The sequence below is a fragment of the Mycobacterium sp. NGS59 genome (assembly GCF_059812345.1).
In genome coordinates this window covers 102,723-116,690 of record NZ_JCALCN010000001.1, presented here as the reverse complement: position 1 = coordinate 116,690, position 13,968 = coordinate 102,723, and the positions used below count along the sequence as shown (strand labels likewise).

The window sequence follows — 13,968 nt, the reverse complement described above, 5'->3', positions numbered from 1 at the left end:
ACCCTAGTATCCACGGACCACGGCCCGTCGGCATGAACCGGCACAGCCAGCAACGAGCCGATACCGGCGCAGGCAAGCAAAGGTCAAGCTAGCGGCGCTTCCGCTGATCACGAACATCGCGGTCGGCGAAGGCTTCAGGGAATTGGGGCGCGTCTTCCCGCGGGCTGTGCGGGATCTCCGACAGCAACCCGAGCAGCGAACTGGGGGTGCGGATCGGGTGGGAGTCACGCAGCGCGGCGCGCGCGCGGCTGTGATCCTCGACTTCGGCCGCACACTCCGGGCACAGCGACAGGTGATGCGCGGCACGCAGGTGCGCGTTCATCCGCAACTCGCCGTCGACGAACGCCGCGATGGCCTCGATGGACAGATGCTCGGTGGACCCGAACCGACGCGGCGCGCCGATCGGGGCGTCACTCTGGGAAGCGAACTGAGCGGGCAGCCAGGAGAACGCGCGCCGAAACACATGCCCCCGGTCGGTCATCAGAAGATCCCTTCGCGCCTTTTCCAGCCATCCGTATCTCGAATGTAGCGCGAGGCGGTGCTCGATAACCATGTTCAGCCCTTAAAACCCCAGTATTTCCCGTCATTCGGCAACCGTGCGACGGCACGGCCTACCGTCGGAAACTCAGCTGGCCTTCGCCGTGCGGTCGTCGGCGTGCAACCCATGTCCGGGGTGGGCGGCCAGGTAGTCGCGCAGAGCCTGACGTCCCCGGTGGATCCGGCTGCGCACCGTGCCGAGCTTGACGCCCAACGTGGCGCCGATCTCCTCGTAGGACAGACCCTCGATGTCGCACAGCACCACTGCGGCACGGAACTCGGGCGGCAGCGAGTCCAGCGCCGCCTGCAGGTCCGGCCCCAGCCGGGAGTCGTGGTAGATCTGCTCGGGGTTCGGCTCGTCGGCGGGCACTCGGTCGTAGTCCTCGGGCAACGCTTCCATCCGGATGCGGGCGCGGCGCCGGACCATGTCCAGGAACAGGTTGGTGGTGATGCGGTGCAGCCAGCCTTCGAACGTGCCGGGTTGATAGTTCTGGACGGACCGGAAGACCCTGATGAACGTCTCCTGAGTCAGGTCCTCGGCGTCGTGCTGATTGCCGGTGAGCCGGTAGGCCAGTCGGTACACCCGGTCGGCGTGCTGGCGCACTAACTCGTCCCACGACGGCATGGCCGCCTTGTCCCCGGTCGCGTCGAAAACCGCTGTGCCGAGCAGCGCGTCGGACGGCTCGGCCCAGTCGTCGTAACTGACCTGCTGGGGGTGAGACATGGTGATCGTGCTCAAGGTGGTGGTGTTCACTTCCTCTTGGTTTTGCCTGGCTTGCAGGATTGGCCATTCTTCACTCGCCGAAACACGAATCTGCGATCCGGTATTCCCGTCGTTCTCACCGCACAGTGCTCCGCGTTGCATACCGATCACCGTCGCCTATCCGAGTGTGGGCGAGGTATGAGCAATCTGAGCTTTGGCTGAGAAACCATACCGTTACCAGCGTTTTCCAGCACTTATGGATGTCGCAGTGATGTTCCTCGCGCGGCGGCTCCCGGGCGTGTCCGCGCCGCACGCGCCGGGCGCGCCTGCCTTACCGCGCCGACGGTTCGGCATACTCTGCGGACATGTCCAGTTCCGACGACGCCGGCGGTGCCGCCACCCCCGGCCGGGCCGAGTTGCTGATGGCGCACGCCGAGAAGTCGATTTCTGAGGATGCGATTCTGGTCGGCGCGCGGGAGCGGGCCGCCGACAGCGGCGCCGGCGCGGTCACTCCCGCGGTAGGTGCGCTGCTCAGCCTGCTGGCCAAACTCAGCGGCGGCAAGGCGGTCGCCGAGGTCGGCACCGGGGTGGGCGTGAGCGGGCTGTGGTTGTTGTCGGGAATGGGCGACGACGGCGTGCTGACCACCATCGACATCGAGCCCGAATATGTGCGGCAGGCCAAGCAGGCGTTCGCCGAGGCTCAGGTCGGGCCGTCGCGCACCAGGCTGATCAGCGGACGGGCCCAGGAAGTGCTGACCCGGCTCGCCGACGACTCCTATGACCTGGTGTTCATTGACGGCGATCCGATCGACCAGCCCGAATACGTAGTGCAAGGTGTGCGGTTGCTGCGGTCGGGCGGGGTGATCGTCGTGCACCGGGCGGCACTCGGCGGTCGCGCCGGTGACCCCGAGGCGCGCGACGCCGAAGTGGTCGCGGTTCGCGAGGCGGCGCGGTTGATCGCCGAGGACGAACGGCTCACCCCGGCCTTGATACCGCTGGGCGACGGACTGCTGGCCGCGGTCCGCGACTGAGCGCCGGAAACGGTAACTGCGTCTGACTCTGATTTCAGACCCGTAGCGGGGTTAATGCGCGGCACGGTAAGGCGTTTTGGTTGTTTCACGACTTCGGTGTGAATCCTTGGCTTTGGTTGTGAAGCGACGGCTTTCGGGGTGAGCCCACGGCGGGAAATTCGGCCGAAATCCCGCCCAGACTTCCCGCGCAAAGCCCAGGCTGCACAGTCAAGGCCCAGACTTCACACTGGCTACACCAGGTGTCGCGCGGAAGCCCAGGTCCATCCGAACGCCTCTGCCGCTAGGCCACCGCCCCGAGCAGGGTCTCGGCGATCGCGAACGGGAAGTGCACGGTGGCCGTGGTTACCTCGCGGACCCCGTCGCGGACCGCGTTGACGATGGTGGCCGGGTCGCCGCTGAACAATGCCGTCCCGATGTCGTAACCCGCGTATTGCGGCGCGGTGATGAAGTTGCGCACGTCGACGAACAGCTGGGTCGGCAAGTTCGCCGGCCCGAGCGGCACCCCGTCGTAGCTCAGCATCGTCCAGCCGGTTTGTGGACTGCCCTGGATCACTACGACGCCGGTGTTCGGTAACGAATGTGTGAGCAGTAACAACGGGTTGGGGTTGTCGACCATCATCATCGTGCCTGCCTCGATGGTGAGTGCGCTGGAGTAGGCGACGACGGTGTTTCCCGGGGCTGCCAGTGCGGTGTTGTACATGGTCTGCACCGCGCTGTTGAAGCCGGCGGCAAAGTTCAACCCGGTGGGGGTAGTGGACAGCGGGGCCAGCATCGGGAAGGCAGGGAATCCGAGGGTCCACACCAACGGGCCGGCCAAGTAGAGCAGTCCCGCGGGAATCGGCCCCATGTCCTCAAGGAGACCGGCACCGATCTCGTTGAGCCCGGCTAGCTCGACCGCGGCCGGTTGTCCCACGTAGGCCGTCAGCGCCGCGGCGGTCTGCTGGGTCCGGAGCAGCTGTGATTCGAAGATCCCTGCAAAGGTGCCCTGACCGTTGAGCACGGCGGCGATATCGGCAGCCTGTTGCTGGCCCAACGCGGTGAGCGGGGGGCCTGGAATCGCTGTATCCAGCAGGTTTGTCACGTTGCTGATTGTTTGCCCGTGCCGGACGAACTCGATGGTGACGATCTCGCCAGTACCGGGGATATAGGTGGGCCCGCCGTGACCGACGAACAGGCCGCCGTAGCCGCGGGCGCCGGTGGCTCCGACCGTGGCACCGGCCCCGCCGACGCCGCCGTATCCGCCGTCGCCGAACAGGAGTGCCTGGCCACCAGCACCGCCGGCACCGCCGGTTATGGGATGTGCACCGCCGGCGCCACCGGGGCCGCCATTGCCCATCAACCATCCGCCGACGCCACCAGTCCCGCCCGCACCGCCGGCCCAGCCGGTACCGCCGATGCCGCCGTTGCCGATCAGCCCGGCAGCTCCACCGGTCCCGCCGGCAAGGGGCAACGCACCGCCGGTCGGGCTGTAGCCGGCGCCGCCGTCACCGAACAGCAATCCGCCGGCGCCGCCGGTCGGTGACGTCGCCGTTCCGGCTGCGCCGTTGCCGATCAGGTCGCGTCCGAACAACAGCTGGGTGGGCGCATTGATGATCGGGTCCACCGCCTGGCCCAACGGGCTGGCGATCCATGCTTGACCGGCCGTGTGAATCGGACGGTAGACAATTGCCTGAAACCCACCGGAAACGACCTCGTTCAGCGCCGCCAAGGGCGCCGCGGCCGCACCGCCGCCCAGCAGCACACTCTCCAGCTCGCGCAAGATGGCCGCCTCGGTAGCGCCGTAGGACGCGGCCGCCGCACCCAAGTTGCGGACGAACTCGCCGTGATAAGCCGCCGCCTGGGCGGCCGCCGCTTGGTATTCGTTGGCATGCGTGCCGAACAGCGCCGCCACTGCAGCGGACACTTCATCGGCCGCCGCCGCGGCCACGTTGGTCGTCGGGGCGAGCGCGGACAGATTTCCGGCCCCTACCGCCGTCCCGATTTGCGCGGCATCGGCCGTCGCCGTCTCGAAGATGTCCAGTGCCGCCACCACAAATGACATTTCGCTACTCCTCGTTGCGGTATTCGATGCGGTCATCTTGGCATCCATGACCGAGGCGCACGGCGGATTCGCGAAGAACGGCACCCTTGACACGGCGCTGAACACACGTTTAGTGTACTGAACATGCGTTCAGCCGACTTGACCGCAACCGCGCGGATCCGCGACGCGGCGATCACCCAGTTCGGTGAACACGGTTTCGGGGTCGGCCTGCGCGCCATCGCCGACGCGGCCGGGGTCAGCGCGGCTCTGGTCATCCATCACTTCGGCTCCAAGGAAGGTCTGCGCAAGGCCTGCGACGAATACGTCACCGAACAGATCCGCAGCGACAAATCCGAGGTCATCCAGTCCAACGACCCCGCCTCCTGGCTCGGGGCGATGGCCGAGATCGAGTCCTATGCCCCACTGATGGCATACCTGGTCCGCAGTATGCAGTCCGGGGGTGAGCTCGCGAACATGTTGTGGCAGCGAATGATTGACAACGTCGAGGACTACCTGCAGGAGGGTGTCCGGGCCGGCACCATCAAGCCGAGTCGGGACCCGCACGCGCGCGCAAGGTATCTGGGCATCATCGGCGGCGGTGGGTTCCTGCTCTATCTGCAGATGCACGAGACGCCGACGGATGTACGCGCGGTGTTGCGCGACTACGCCCGCGACATGGTGTTGCCCGCCCTCGAGCTCTATTCCGAGGGACTGCTCACCGATCGCACCATGTACGACGCATTCCTCGAAAATCAAGGAGGGTCCAATGACCACTGATTACCGGGCGCCCATCGATGTCTCCGGTCTGACAAAGAGATTCGGGTCCGTGCGCGCACTCGACGGACTCGACCTACGGGTCGAGGAAGGCGAAGTGCACGGTTTCCTCGGCCCCAACGGCGCCGGCAAGTCGACTACCATCCGCGTCCTGTTGGGGGTAGTCAAGGCCGACGGCGGCACTGTCCGACTGCTCGGCGGCGACCCGTGGGTCGACGCTGTCGAACTGCACCGTCAGATCGCCTATGTGCCAGGCGATGTCACGCTCTGGCCGACACTGACCGGAGGCGAGACCATCGACCTGCTGGCCCGGATGCGCGGTGGCATCGACCAAAAGATGCGCGCGGAATTGATCGAGCGCTTCGAATTCGATCCGCACAAGAAGGTGCGGACCTACTCCAAAGGCAATCGCCAGAAGGTCTCCTTGATCTCGGCGTTCTCGTCACGGGCCAGGCTGCTGCTGCTGGACGAACCCACCACCGGGCTGGACCCGTTGATGGAGAACGTCTTTCAGCAGTGCGTCGCCGAAGCGCGCGATCGCGGCGCGACGGTGCTGCTGTCCAGTCACATCCTGGCCGAGACCGAGGCGCTGTGCGAGCGGGTGACCATCATCCAAGCCGGCAGAACCGTGGAAAGCGGATCGCTGGAATCGATGCGGCACCTGAGCCGGACCTCTATCAAAGCCGAGATGATCGGCGACCCAGGCGATGTCACCCGGATCAAGGGCGTCGAGGACGTCAGCATCGAAGGCAACACGCTGCGTGCGCAGGTCGACAGCGAAAGCCTGGGCGAACTGATCCGGGTGCTCGGTGCCGCCGGAGTACGCAGCCTGGTCAGTCAGCCGCCCTCGCTGGAAGAACTGTTCCTGCGCCATTACAGCAGCAACGGTGCCCGGACGGAGGTGCCGGCGCAATGAGCACCGCCGTACTGCAGAATTTCGCCCTTGCGCCGCAACGCAGTTCGAACTTCACCGGCACACTGCAATTGCTGCGGCTCTACTTGCGCCGCGACCGGATTGTGTTGCCGCTGTGGGTGTTGCTGCTGTCAGTTCCGTTGGCCAGCGTGTACATCGGCAGCATCGAGAAGATCTATCCGACGGTGGCCGACCGGGCCGACCTCGCGGCATCGATCATGGCGAGCCCGGCCCAGCGCGCCCTCTACGGCCAGATCTACAACGACAGCCTCGGCGCGGTCGGCCTCTGGAAAGCCGGAGTGTTCCACGTGCTGATCGCGGTGGCCGTCATTCTCACCGTGATCCGTCACACCCGCGCCGACGAGGAAACCGGCCGGGCCGAACTGCTCGATTCGACCGCCGTGGCCCGTTACGCCGCCTTGACCGCCGCCCTGTTGTTGTCCTTCGGCGCCTCACTGGCCACCGGATTTGTCGGGGCGGCCGCACTGCTCACCACCGACGTCCCTGCGGGCGGGTCCGTGGCCTTCTGTGCCGCACTCGCCGGCTCCGGGCTGGTCTTCACCGCGGTTGCCGCAGTCGCTGCGCAACTCTCACCGAGCGCCCGGGTTGCCCGCGGTTGCGCCTTTGCAGTCCTCGGCACCGCATTCACACTGCGGGCCGTCGGGGACGCGGGTTGGGCTGGGCTGTCGTGGTTTTCGCCGCTGGGGTGGTCGTTGCAGGTGCGTCCCTATGCGGGCGATCACTGGTGGGTGCTGCTGCTGCACCTGGTGACGGCCACGGTGCTGACCGCCGTGGCGTACCGGTTGCTGGCCGGCCGCGACGTCGGCGCCGGCCTCGTCGCCGAACGTCCCGGCCCCGGCGTCGCGGGGAACACACTGAGCAATGTCTTCGGTCTGGCGTGGCGACTCGACCGCGGCTCCGTCGTGGTGTGGACGGTGGGGCTGGCGCTGTACGGGTTGCTGATCGGCAGTGTGACGCACGGTATCGGTGACGAGCTGGGTGGCGGCGCGGGTGCGCGCGAGATCGTCGTGCGGATGGGCGGTACCAGCGCACTCGAGCAGGCCTTCCTCGGCGTCGGATTCACCATGCTGGGCATGGTCGCGGCGGCATTCGCCGTCTCGCTGTCCCTGCGGTTACACCATGAGGAGGCCAGTCAGCGCGCCGAGACACTGCTGGCCGGTGCGGTGTCCCGGACCCGGTTGCTGGCCAGCCATCTGGTGTTGGCACTGGGCGGATCGGCATTCGCGATCCTGCTGTCCGGCCTGGCCGCGGGACTGGCCTACGGTTTGGCCGCCGGTGACGTCGGCGGCACGTTGCCCGCGGTCGTCGGGACGGCGGCCGTACAGGTGCCGGCGGTGTGGTTGCTGTCGGCGATCACCCTCGGATTGTTCGGGCTGGCACCGCGATTCACCTCCGCCGCGTGGGGCGTGCTGGTCGGGTTCATCGCGCTGTACCTGCTCGGGTCGTTGTCGGGGTTCTCGCAGTGGCTGCTCGACCTGGAGCCGTTCGGGCACACGCCACGCGTCGGCGGCGGGGATTTCACCGTGGTGCCGTTGTTGTGGTTGCTGGGCATCGACGCTGCATTGATTGCGTTGGGCGTCTTGGCCTTTCGGCGACGGGATGTGCGGTCGTGAAGACCGGCCTGCGGATCGCGCTGTCGTCTGGCTTCGGCCTGATCCTCTTGGGTGCCATGCTGTTCGTCCCGGCGGGCACGTTGAATTATTGGCAGGCATGGCTTTTCCTGGCGGTGTTCACCGTCGCGACGCTGGCCCCCACCATCTACCTGGCCCGCACCCACCCCGATGCCCTGCAGCGACGTATGCGTGCCGGACCGAGGGCCGAAACCAGAACCCTGCAGAAGTTCGTCATCGTCGCGGCGTTCGCCGCGCTGGCGGGGATGGTGGTGGTCAGCGCCCTGGACCACCGCTTCGACTGGTCGTCGATGCCGACGGCGCTCGCTTTGACCGGCGATGTACTGGTCGCAACCGGATTGGGCCTGGCCATGCTGGCGGTGGTGCAGAACAGCTACGCGGCGGCGACCGTCACGGTGGAGGCAGCCCAACCGGTGGTGTCCACCGGCCTGTACGGCATCGTGCGGCACCCGATGTACGTCGGGGACGTGATCCTGATGGCCGGTATCCCGCTGGCGCTGGGCTCCTACTGGGGGTTGCTGCTGGTCGTGCCCAGCACGGCTGTCCTCGTGCTGCGCATCCTCGACGAAGAACGCGCACTCGAAGACGAACTACCGGGATACCGCGACTACACCCGGCGAGTCCGTTATCGGCTGGTGCCACGCGTCTGGTAGCGCGCCTAGGGTAACGGGCGTGGCCCGCAACTGTGCACCGACTCTGGACCGGCCGTGGCGTCGTCCGGGCGCATTCCGTTACGCCGTGCAGCGCGTTCGCGGTCTCGTCAGACCGCCGCTCACGGTCACCGACCCTCCCCCGCACCTCGTCGTCGAGCGCGATGTCGAAGTGCCGACCCGCGACGGGACGCTCTTGCGGCTCAACGTCTTTCGTGAGGAAGACGGTACTGCGCGGCCCGTCATCCTCAGCATCCATCCGTACGGCAAGGACGATCTGCCGACCCGGCGGCGCAAGCGGTGGACGTTCTCGGCTCAATACCGCGTCCTGCGCCAACCCAAGCCGGTGCGTTTCTCCGCCCTGACGGGTTGGGAGGCTCCGGATCCGGTGTGGTGGACCGGGCACGGCTTCGTCGTGGTCAATGCCGACTGCCGCGGCTGCGGTCAGTCCGAGGGCACCGGAAATCTGCTGTCACGCCAGGAAGCCGAGGACACCTACGACGTCGTGCAGTGGTTGGCCGAGCAACCGTGGAGCGACGGCCGGGTGGTCATGCTCGGTGTCTCCTACCTGGCCATCACCCAGTTCGCGGTGGCCGCGTTGCAGCCACCGGCACTGCGTGCGATCTGTCCGTGGGAAGGCTTGACCGACGCCTACCGCGACCTGACGTTCCCGGGCGGCATCCGGGAATCGGGGTTCACCCGCATGTGGGCCCGCGGCCTGCGACGCCGCACCCGGCAGAGCTACGACCTGGAACAGATGCAAACCCAGCACCCGCTGCGCGACGAGTTCTGGCGTTCGGTGGCACCGGATTTGTCGGAGATCAAGGTCCCCATGCTGGTCTGCGGCAGCTTCTCGGACAACAATCTGCACAGCCGCGGCTCCATGCGGGCGTTCATCCACGGAGGGTCCGCTCACGCCCGCCTCTACACCCATCGCGGCGGCAAATGGGAGACGTTCTACTCCGACGACGCGTTGGCCGAGCAACTGGCGTTCTTTCGCGACGTGCTGAACGGCGCGCCCGCATCCCGCAGCGTCCGCCTCGAGGTGCGCGAGGACCGCGACACGGTGGCCGCGGTGCGCGAAGAGCACGAGTGGCCACTGGCCCGCACCGAATGGCGCCCGATGTATCTCGCCGGTGCCGGGCTCCTGGTGACTGAGCCGCCCCGGAAGGCCGGCAGCATCACGTTTGAAACGCATTCTCGCGCAGCATCATTCAGCTGGACCGTGGAGCAGGACATCGAGCTGGCCGGACCGATGGCGGCCCGGCTCTGGGTCCAGCTGGACGGTTGCGACGACGCGAATTTATTTGTCGGAGTTGAGAAGTGGCGCGACGGATGCTACGTCGGCTTCGAAGGGTCCTACGGCTACGGCCGCGACCGGGTGGCCACCGGATGGCAACGGGTCTCGTTGCGCGCCTTGGATCCCGAGCTGTCCCGTCCTTGGCAGCCGGTCCCGGCGTGCGACCGGGTGCAGCCGGTGCCTCCTGGCGAAGTGGTTTCGGTGGACGTGGCGCTGGGACCGTCGGCCACGCTGTTCCGCGCCGGCGAGCAACTGCGGTTGGTGGTGGCCGGACGCTGGCTGTCCCCGCGCAATCCGTTGACGGGCCAGTTCCCGGCGGCCTACCCGGACCCGCCGCGCGGCCTGGTGACGCTGCGCTGGGGTCCGCGCTACGACGCGCACCTGCTGGTCCCGGAAGTCCCCTCGTAGCGCGAGCAGACGCAGAATCGCACGTTCGGGTGCACTTTCATGCGATTCTGCGTCTGCTCGCGGCGGGAGGTGCCCCAGGTCGCCGGCGGGTTTCGTCAGATCCAAGTGCCCTTGCCGACGGCCACCACGCCGCCGGCACTGATCGCAAACCGTTCCCGGTCCTTCTCCAGGTCCACCCCGACCATCTCACCGGGGCCGACGACCACGTTCTTGTCCAGGATTGCGTGGCGCACCACCGCGCCACGGCCGACCCGCGCACCCGGCATGATCACGCTGCCCTCGACGATCGCGCCGTCGTCGACCACGACGTTGGACGACAACACCGAGTTGCGCACCGAGGCCGCCGAAATGATGCTGCCCGCGCCCACCACGGACTCCTGGGCCGAGCCGCCGTTGACGAACTTGGCCGGGGCCAGATTTTCCGTGGCGCCCAGGATCGGCCAGCGCCGGTTGTACAGGTTGAACACCGGATGCACCGACACCAGGTCCATGTGCGCGTCGTAGAACGCATCGAGCGTCCCGACATCACGCCAGTAGCCGCGGTCGCGGTCGGTGGCGCCCGGCACGTCGTTGTCGGCGAAGTCGTAAACCGCGGCCATCCCGTCGGCCACCAACCGCGGAATGATGTCGCCACCCATGTCATGGTCGGAGTGGTCGTCGTCGGCGTCGGCGCGGATCGCATCGATCAGCACCTTGGTGGTGAAGATGTAGTTGCCCATCGACACGAAGGTGGCGTCGGGGTCGTCGGGGGTGCCGGGCGGGTCCATCGGCTTCTCGACGAAGTTGCGGATTCGGCCCGATTCGTCGGCGTCGATGCAGCCGAACGCGCTCGCTTCGGCTCGCGGCACCCGGATGCCGGCTACGGTCGCGCCGGCACCACTGTCGACGTGGAAGCGCACCATCTGCTCGGGATCCATCCGGTACACGTGGTCGGCGCCGAAAACCACGATGTAGTCGGGATCTTCGTCGTAGATCAGGTTCAGTGACTGATAGATCGCGTCGGCCGAACCGGTGTACCAGCGCGGACCGAGGCGCTGCTGGGCCGGGACCGGGGTGATGTACTCGCCGGCCAAACCGGACAACCGCCAGTTCTGCGAGATATGGCGGTCCAGCGAGTGCGACTTGTATTGGGTGAGAACACAGATCCTCAGGTAGCGCGCGTTGACGAGGTTGGACAGCACGAAGTCGATCAGCCGGTATCCGCCGCCGAAGGGAACCGCGGGTTTGGCGCGGTCGGCGGTCAGGGGATAGAGCCGCTTGCCCTCACCACCGGCCAGCACAATGCCCAGCACTTGTGGCGATTCCCTCATGCGCTTCAACCTATCGGCACCTGTGGACCCCTGCCACCGATCCCCGCTTCGCCCGAGAAGCGTGAGGACCGGTGGGTCAAGGATATTCGGCCGGGTTGGCGAGCTTCTCGACAGCCCGACACCCGCCAGGCGGGCTGTCCGGTCGCCGAACTAGCGTGCGGGTATGCGGGTGGCAATGATGACTCGGGAATATCCTCCGGAGGTCTACGGCGGTGCCGGTGTACACGTCACCGAACTGGTCGCACAACTGCGCCGACTGTGTGCGGTCGACGTGCATTGCCAAGGCGCGCCGCGCCCCACCGCCGTCGCCCACCAGCCCGACCCGCGGCTGCGCAGCGCCAATGCGGCCTTGTCGACCTTGTCGTCGGACCTGGTGATGGCCAACGCCGCCAACGCGGCCACCGTCGTGCACTCGCACACCTGGTACACCGGCCTGGCCGGGCATTTGGCCAAGCTGCTCTACGACGTCCCGCACGTGCTGACCGCCCATTCCCTGGAGCCGATGCGGCCGTGGAAAGCCGAGCAGCTCGGCGGCGGCTATCAGGTTTCGACCTGGGTGGAGAACACCGCCGTCCTGGCCGCCGACGCCGTCATCGCCGTCAGCACCGGGATGCGTGACGACATTCTGCGCGTCTACCCCACGTTGGATCCGAATCTGGTGCACGTGATCCGCAACGGCATCGACACCGAGGTCTGGCATCCCGCCGGACCGGTGCGCACCGGGTCGGTGCTGGAAGAACACGGCGTCGACGTGAACCGGCCGATCGTGGCGTTCGTCGGGCGGATCACCCGGCAGAAGGGTGTGTCGCATCTGGTCGCGGCGGCGCACCAATTCAGCCCGGACGTGCAGCTGGTGTTGTGCGCCGGAGCTCCTGATACTCCGCAGATCGCCGAAGAGGTGCGCTCCGCGGTGGCCAGACTCGAACGCAACCGCACCGGGGTGTTCTGGATACGCGACATGCTGCACAAGACCAAGCTGCGTGAAATACTCTCAGCGGCAACGGTTTTCGTGTGCCCGTCAGTGTACGAGCCGTTGGGCATCGTGAACTTGGAGGCAATGGCCTGCGCGACGGCGGTCGTGGCTTCCGACGTCGGCGGGATCCCCGAGGTGGTCGCCGACGGCGTCACCGGTTCGTTGGTGCACTACGACGCCGAGTATCCCGAGGCCTTCGAGGCGCGGTTGGCCGAGGCGGTCAATGCCCTGATCGCTGACCCGGCGAAGGCCGAACAATACGGCCGCGCGGGACGTCAGCGCTGTATCGAAGAATTCTCCTGGACACACATCGCCGAGCAGACGCTGGACATCTACCGCAAGGTGTGTGAGTAGGGCAGGCTGAGGCGCGCCGGCCTCAGCTGGTGACGCCTTTGAGCTCGTCGCCCAGGGCGGCGGCTTCGTCCGGAGTGAGTTCGACCACCAGTCGGCCCCCACCTTCAAGTGGTACCCGCATTACGATGCCGCGCCCCTCCTTGGTTGCTTCTAGTGGACCGTCGCCGGTCCGGGGCTTCATCGCCGCCATCGAGTGCTCCCTCCAGATTCGATCTGGCCCGCACCCGCGGACCTGGTCGGCGCCGAGCATGCCCCGCCAGTGGATTTCCAGCCATACCCGACATTGAACTGCCAAATCACCAGTCTATTGTTCCCTATCCGGGTGACCAGGTGCACAAAGACCCACTCCTGATGCCAACTGAGGTCGTCAAACCGTAGCCGGCTGCACCCAGCACGTACGGATGTGATCGTCGACCATTCCGGTCGCCTGCATCAGTGAGTACGCGGTGGTGGGACCGACGAAGCGGAAACCGCGTCGCTTCAGCTCGCGCGCCATCGCCTTTGATTCCACGCTCACCGAAGGGATTTCAGACAGGTCGGCAAGGCGAGGCCGCGCAGGCGGCGCGAACGACCAGAGCAGATCGGACAGGTCCTGCGGGGACCCCAGCTCGACGGCGGCACGTGCGTTGGCGATCGTCGCCTCGATTTTGGCCCGGTTGCGCACGATGGACGTGTCGGCCAGCAGCCGTTGCACGTCGACGTCGGTGAAGCTGGAGATCTTCTCGACGTCGAACCCAGCGAAGGCGCGCCGGAAATCGTCGCGTTTGCGCAGGATGATCAGCCAGGACAGACCGCTCTGGAACGCTTCCAGACTCATCCGCTCGAACAGCGCCGTCCCGTCGGTGAGTTTCTGACCCCATTCGTAGTCGTGGTAGTCGCGGTAGAGCTGCGCGTCAGGTCCGGGGCGCACCTCGGCCCAGCCGCAGCGGACGCGACCGTCCTCGCTCATGTCGGACCGGAACGCTCGGACACGACGGGTTCGACGTCGGACGGCTCCGAGCCGCCGGACTGGACCTCCGTACCGGACGATTGCAGGGCAGCCACCTGTGCGCGCAGTATCTCGAGCTCCCGGCCCAGCCGGTCCAGCACCCAGTCCACTTCGCTGGTCTTGTACCCGCGCATGACCTGGGTGAACTTCACCGCCTCGACGTCAGCGGCGGTGACACCGTAGGCGGGCAGCACCGTCGCCGTCGTCGCCCGCGGCGGCGGCGGCAGCGGCTCACCGCGACCGAACAACAGGCTCGCCGCGCCGAACAGGACGACCGCGACCAGGATCAACACCACCAGGTACAGCAACACCAACGCCACGGGATCGATCTTGCCCTACGGCACTGACACGTCGG

Annotated in this window: 14 protein-coding genes; 7 read left to right on the top strand and 7 right to left on the bottom strand. The window is 66.9% G+C overall.

Annotation, left to right across the window (positions count from 1 at the left end; all coding sequences use genetic code 11):
- Nucleotides 1-88: 88 nt before the first annotated feature.
- Nucleotides 89-481 (bottom strand): anti-sigma E factor RseA, encoded by a 393-nt coding sequence (gene rseA, locus AC5Y46_RS00545; RefSeq protein WP_499941218.1) that lies wholly within the window; start codon nucleotides 479-481, stop codon nucleotides 89-91.
- A 144-nt stretch (nucleotides 482-625) separates the two neighbouring features.
- Nucleotides 626-1,402, bottom strand: a complete 777-nt coding sequence (gene sigE / locus AC5Y46_RS00540) for an RNA polymerase sigma factor SigE (RefSeq protein WP_499941220.1) — start codon at nucleotides 1,400-1,402, stop codon at nucleotides 626-628.
- Nucleotides 1,403-1,605: 203 nt separating this feature from the next.
- Here sigE and AC5Y46_RS00535 point away from each other — a divergent pair, with 203 nt between their 5' ends.
- Nucleotides 1,606-2,271 carry an O-methyltransferase gene (locus AC5Y46_RS00535; RefSeq protein WP_499989774.1) on the top strand — a complete coding sequence of 222 codons (666 nt, stop codon included), beginning with the start codon at nucleotides 1,606-1,608 and terminating at the stop codon, nucleotides 2,269-2,271.
- Between the two features lie 280 nt (nucleotides 2,272-2,551).
- Here the strand turns inward: AC5Y46_RS00535 and AC5Y46_RS00530 are convergent, their stop codons facing one another.
- The gene (locus AC5Y46_RS00530) at nucleotides 2,552-4,312 is read right to left on the bottom strand and encodes a PE domain-containing protein (RefSeq protein ID WP_499989773.1); all 1,761 of its coding nucleotides are present in this window, start codon (nucleotides 4,310-4,312) and stop codon (nucleotides 2,552-2,554) included.
- 123 nt (nucleotides 4,313-4,435) lie between these two features.
- Here AC5Y46_RS00530 and AC5Y46_RS00525 point away from each other — a divergent pair, with 123 nt between their 5' ends.
- The 5 genes from AC5Y46_RS00525 to AC5Y46_RS00505 are packed head-to-tail and all read left to right on the top strand — an operon-like array spanning nucleotide 4,436 to nucleotide 9,988.
- Nucleotides 4,436-5,068, top strand: a complete 633-nt coding sequence (locus tag AC5Y46_RS00525; protein WP_499989772.1) for a TetR/AcrR family transcriptional regulator — start codon at nucleotides 4,436-4,438, stop codon at nucleotides 5,066-5,068.
- Entirely contained in the window at nucleotides 5,058-5,981 is a 924-nt protein-coding gene (locus tag AC5Y46_RS00520; protein WP_499989771.1) for an ABC transporter ATP-binding protein, read from the top strand. The genes AC5Y46_RS00525 and AC5Y46_RS00520 overlap by 11 nt, the downstream gene beginning before the upstream one ends.
- The gene (locus AC5Y46_RS00515) at nucleotides 5,978-7,612 is read left to right on the top strand and encodes an ABC transporter permease (protein WP_499989770.1); all 1,635 of its coding nucleotides are present in this window, start codon (nucleotides 5,978-5,980) and stop codon (nucleotides 7,610-7,612) included. The genes AC5Y46_RS00520 and AC5Y46_RS00515 overlap by 4 nt, the downstream gene beginning before the upstream one ends.
- Nucleotides 7,609-8,283, top strand: coding sequence for a methyltransferase family protein (locus AC5Y46_RS00510; RefSeq protein WP_499941229.1), 675 nt, complete (start codon nucleotides 7,609-7,611; stop codon nucleotides 8,281-8,283). Before AC5Y46_RS00515 ends, AC5Y46_RS00510 begins: the two co-directional genes overlap by 4 nt.
- A gap of 19 nt (nucleotides 8,284-8,302) precedes the next feature.
- Nucleotides 8,303-9,988: a CocE/NonD family hydrolase gene (locus AC5Y46_RS00505; protein WP_499941231.1), complete on the top strand. Its 1,686-nt coding sequence runs from the start codon at nucleotides 8,303-8,305 to the stop codon at nucleotides 9,986-9,988.
- Nucleotides 9,989-10,083: 95 nt separating this feature from the next.
- On the opposite strand, the gene glgC is transcribed toward AC5Y46_RS00505, so the two are convergent.
- Nucleotides 10,084-11,298 carry a glucose-1-phosphate adenylyltransferase gene (gene glgC, locus AC5Y46_RS00500; protein ID WP_499941233.1) on the bottom strand — a complete coding sequence of 405 codons (1,215 nt, stop codon included), beginning with the start codon at nucleotides 11,296-11,298 and terminating at the stop codon, nucleotides 10,084-10,086.
- 163 nt (nucleotides 11,299-11,461) lie between these two features.
- Here glgC and glgA point away from each other — a divergent pair, with 163 nt between their 5' ends.
- Nucleotides 11,462-12,625: a glycogen synthase gene (gene glgA / locus AC5Y46_RS00495; protein WP_499941235.1), complete on the top strand. Its 1,164-nt coding sequence runs from the start codon at nucleotides 11,462-11,464 to the stop codon at nucleotides 12,623-12,625.
- A gap of 22 nt (nucleotides 12,626-12,647) precedes the next feature.
- On the opposite strand, the gene AC5Y46_RS00490 is transcribed toward glgA, so the two are convergent.
- The 3 genes from AC5Y46_RS00490 to AC5Y46_RS00480 all read right to left on the bottom strand — a co-directional run bounded on the left by AC5Y46_RS00490 (nucleotide 12,648) and on the right by AC5Y46_RS00480 (nucleotide 13,933).
- On the bottom strand, nucleotides 12,648-12,815 hold the full coding sequence (locus AC5Y46_RS00490; RefSeq protein ID WP_003406247.1) for a DUF3117 domain-containing protein: 168 nt from the start codon (nucleotides 12,813-12,815) through the stop codon (nucleotides 12,648-12,650).
- 177 nt (nucleotides 12,816-12,992) lie between these two features.
- Nucleotides 12,993-13,574 carry a DNA-3-methyladenine glycosylase I gene (locus AC5Y46_RS00485; RefSeq protein ID WP_499941237.1) on the bottom strand — a complete coding sequence of 194 codons (582 nt, stop codon included), beginning with the start codon at nucleotides 13,572-13,574 and terminating at the stop codon, nucleotides 12,993-12,995.
- Nucleotides 13,571-13,933, bottom strand: coding sequence for a DivIVA domain-containing protein (locus AC5Y46_RS00480; RefSeq protein ID WP_499989769.1), 363 nt, complete (start codon nucleotides 13,931-13,933; stop codon nucleotides 13,571-13,573). The genes AC5Y46_RS00485 and AC5Y46_RS00480 overlap by 4 nt, the downstream gene beginning before the upstream one ends.
- Nucleotides 13,934-13,968 lie beyond the last annotated feature (35 nt).

Excerpts from the sequence above, each read along its gene's own strand:
- AC5Y46_RS00490 (WP_003406247.1), bottom strand. The coding sequence starts at position 12,815 with ATGGCGGCGATGAAGCCCCGGACCGGCGACGGTCCACTAGAAGCAACC.
- AC5Y46_RS00530 (WP_499989773.1), bottom strand. The coding sequence starts at position 4,312 with ATGTCATTTGTGGTGGCGGCACTGGACATCTTCGAGACGGCGACGGCC.
- glgC (WP_499941233.1), bottom strand. The coding sequence starts at position 11,298 with ATGAGGGAATCGCCACAAGTGCTGGGCATTGTGCTGGCCGGTGGTGAG.
- AC5Y46_RS00515 (WP_499989770.1), top strand. The coding sequence starts at position 5,978 with ATGAGCACCGCCGTACTGCAGAATTTCGCCCTTGCGCCGCAACGCAGT.
- AC5Y46_RS00535 (WP_499989774.1), top strand. The coding sequence starts at position 1,606 with ATGTCCAGTTCCGACGACGCCGGCGGTGCCGCCACCCCCGGCCGGGCC.
- AC5Y46_RS00485 (WP_499941237.1), bottom strand. The coding sequence starts at position 13,574 with ATGAGCGAGGACGGTCGCGTCCGCTGCGGCTGGGCCGAGGTGCGCCCC.
- sigE (WP_499941220.1), bottom strand. The coding sequence starts at position 1,402 with ATGCAACGCGGAGCACTGTGCGGTGAGAACGACGGGAATACCGGATCG.
- AC5Y46_RS00525 (WP_499989772.1), top strand. The coding sequence starts at position 4,436 with ATGCGTTCAGCCGACTTGACCGCAACCGCGCGGATCCGCGACGCGGCG.
- glgA (WP_499941235.1), top strand. The coding sequence starts at position 11,462 with ATGCGGGTGGCAATGATGACTCGGGAATATCCTCCGGAGGTCTACGGC.
- rseA (WP_499941218.1), bottom strand. The coding sequence starts at position 481 with ATGACCGACCGGGGGCATGTGTTTCGGCGCGCGTTCTCCTGGCTGCCC.
- AC5Y46_RS00520 (WP_499989771.1), top strand. The coding sequence starts at position 5,058 with ATGACCACTGATTACCGGGCGCCCATCGATGTCTCCGGTCTGACAAAG.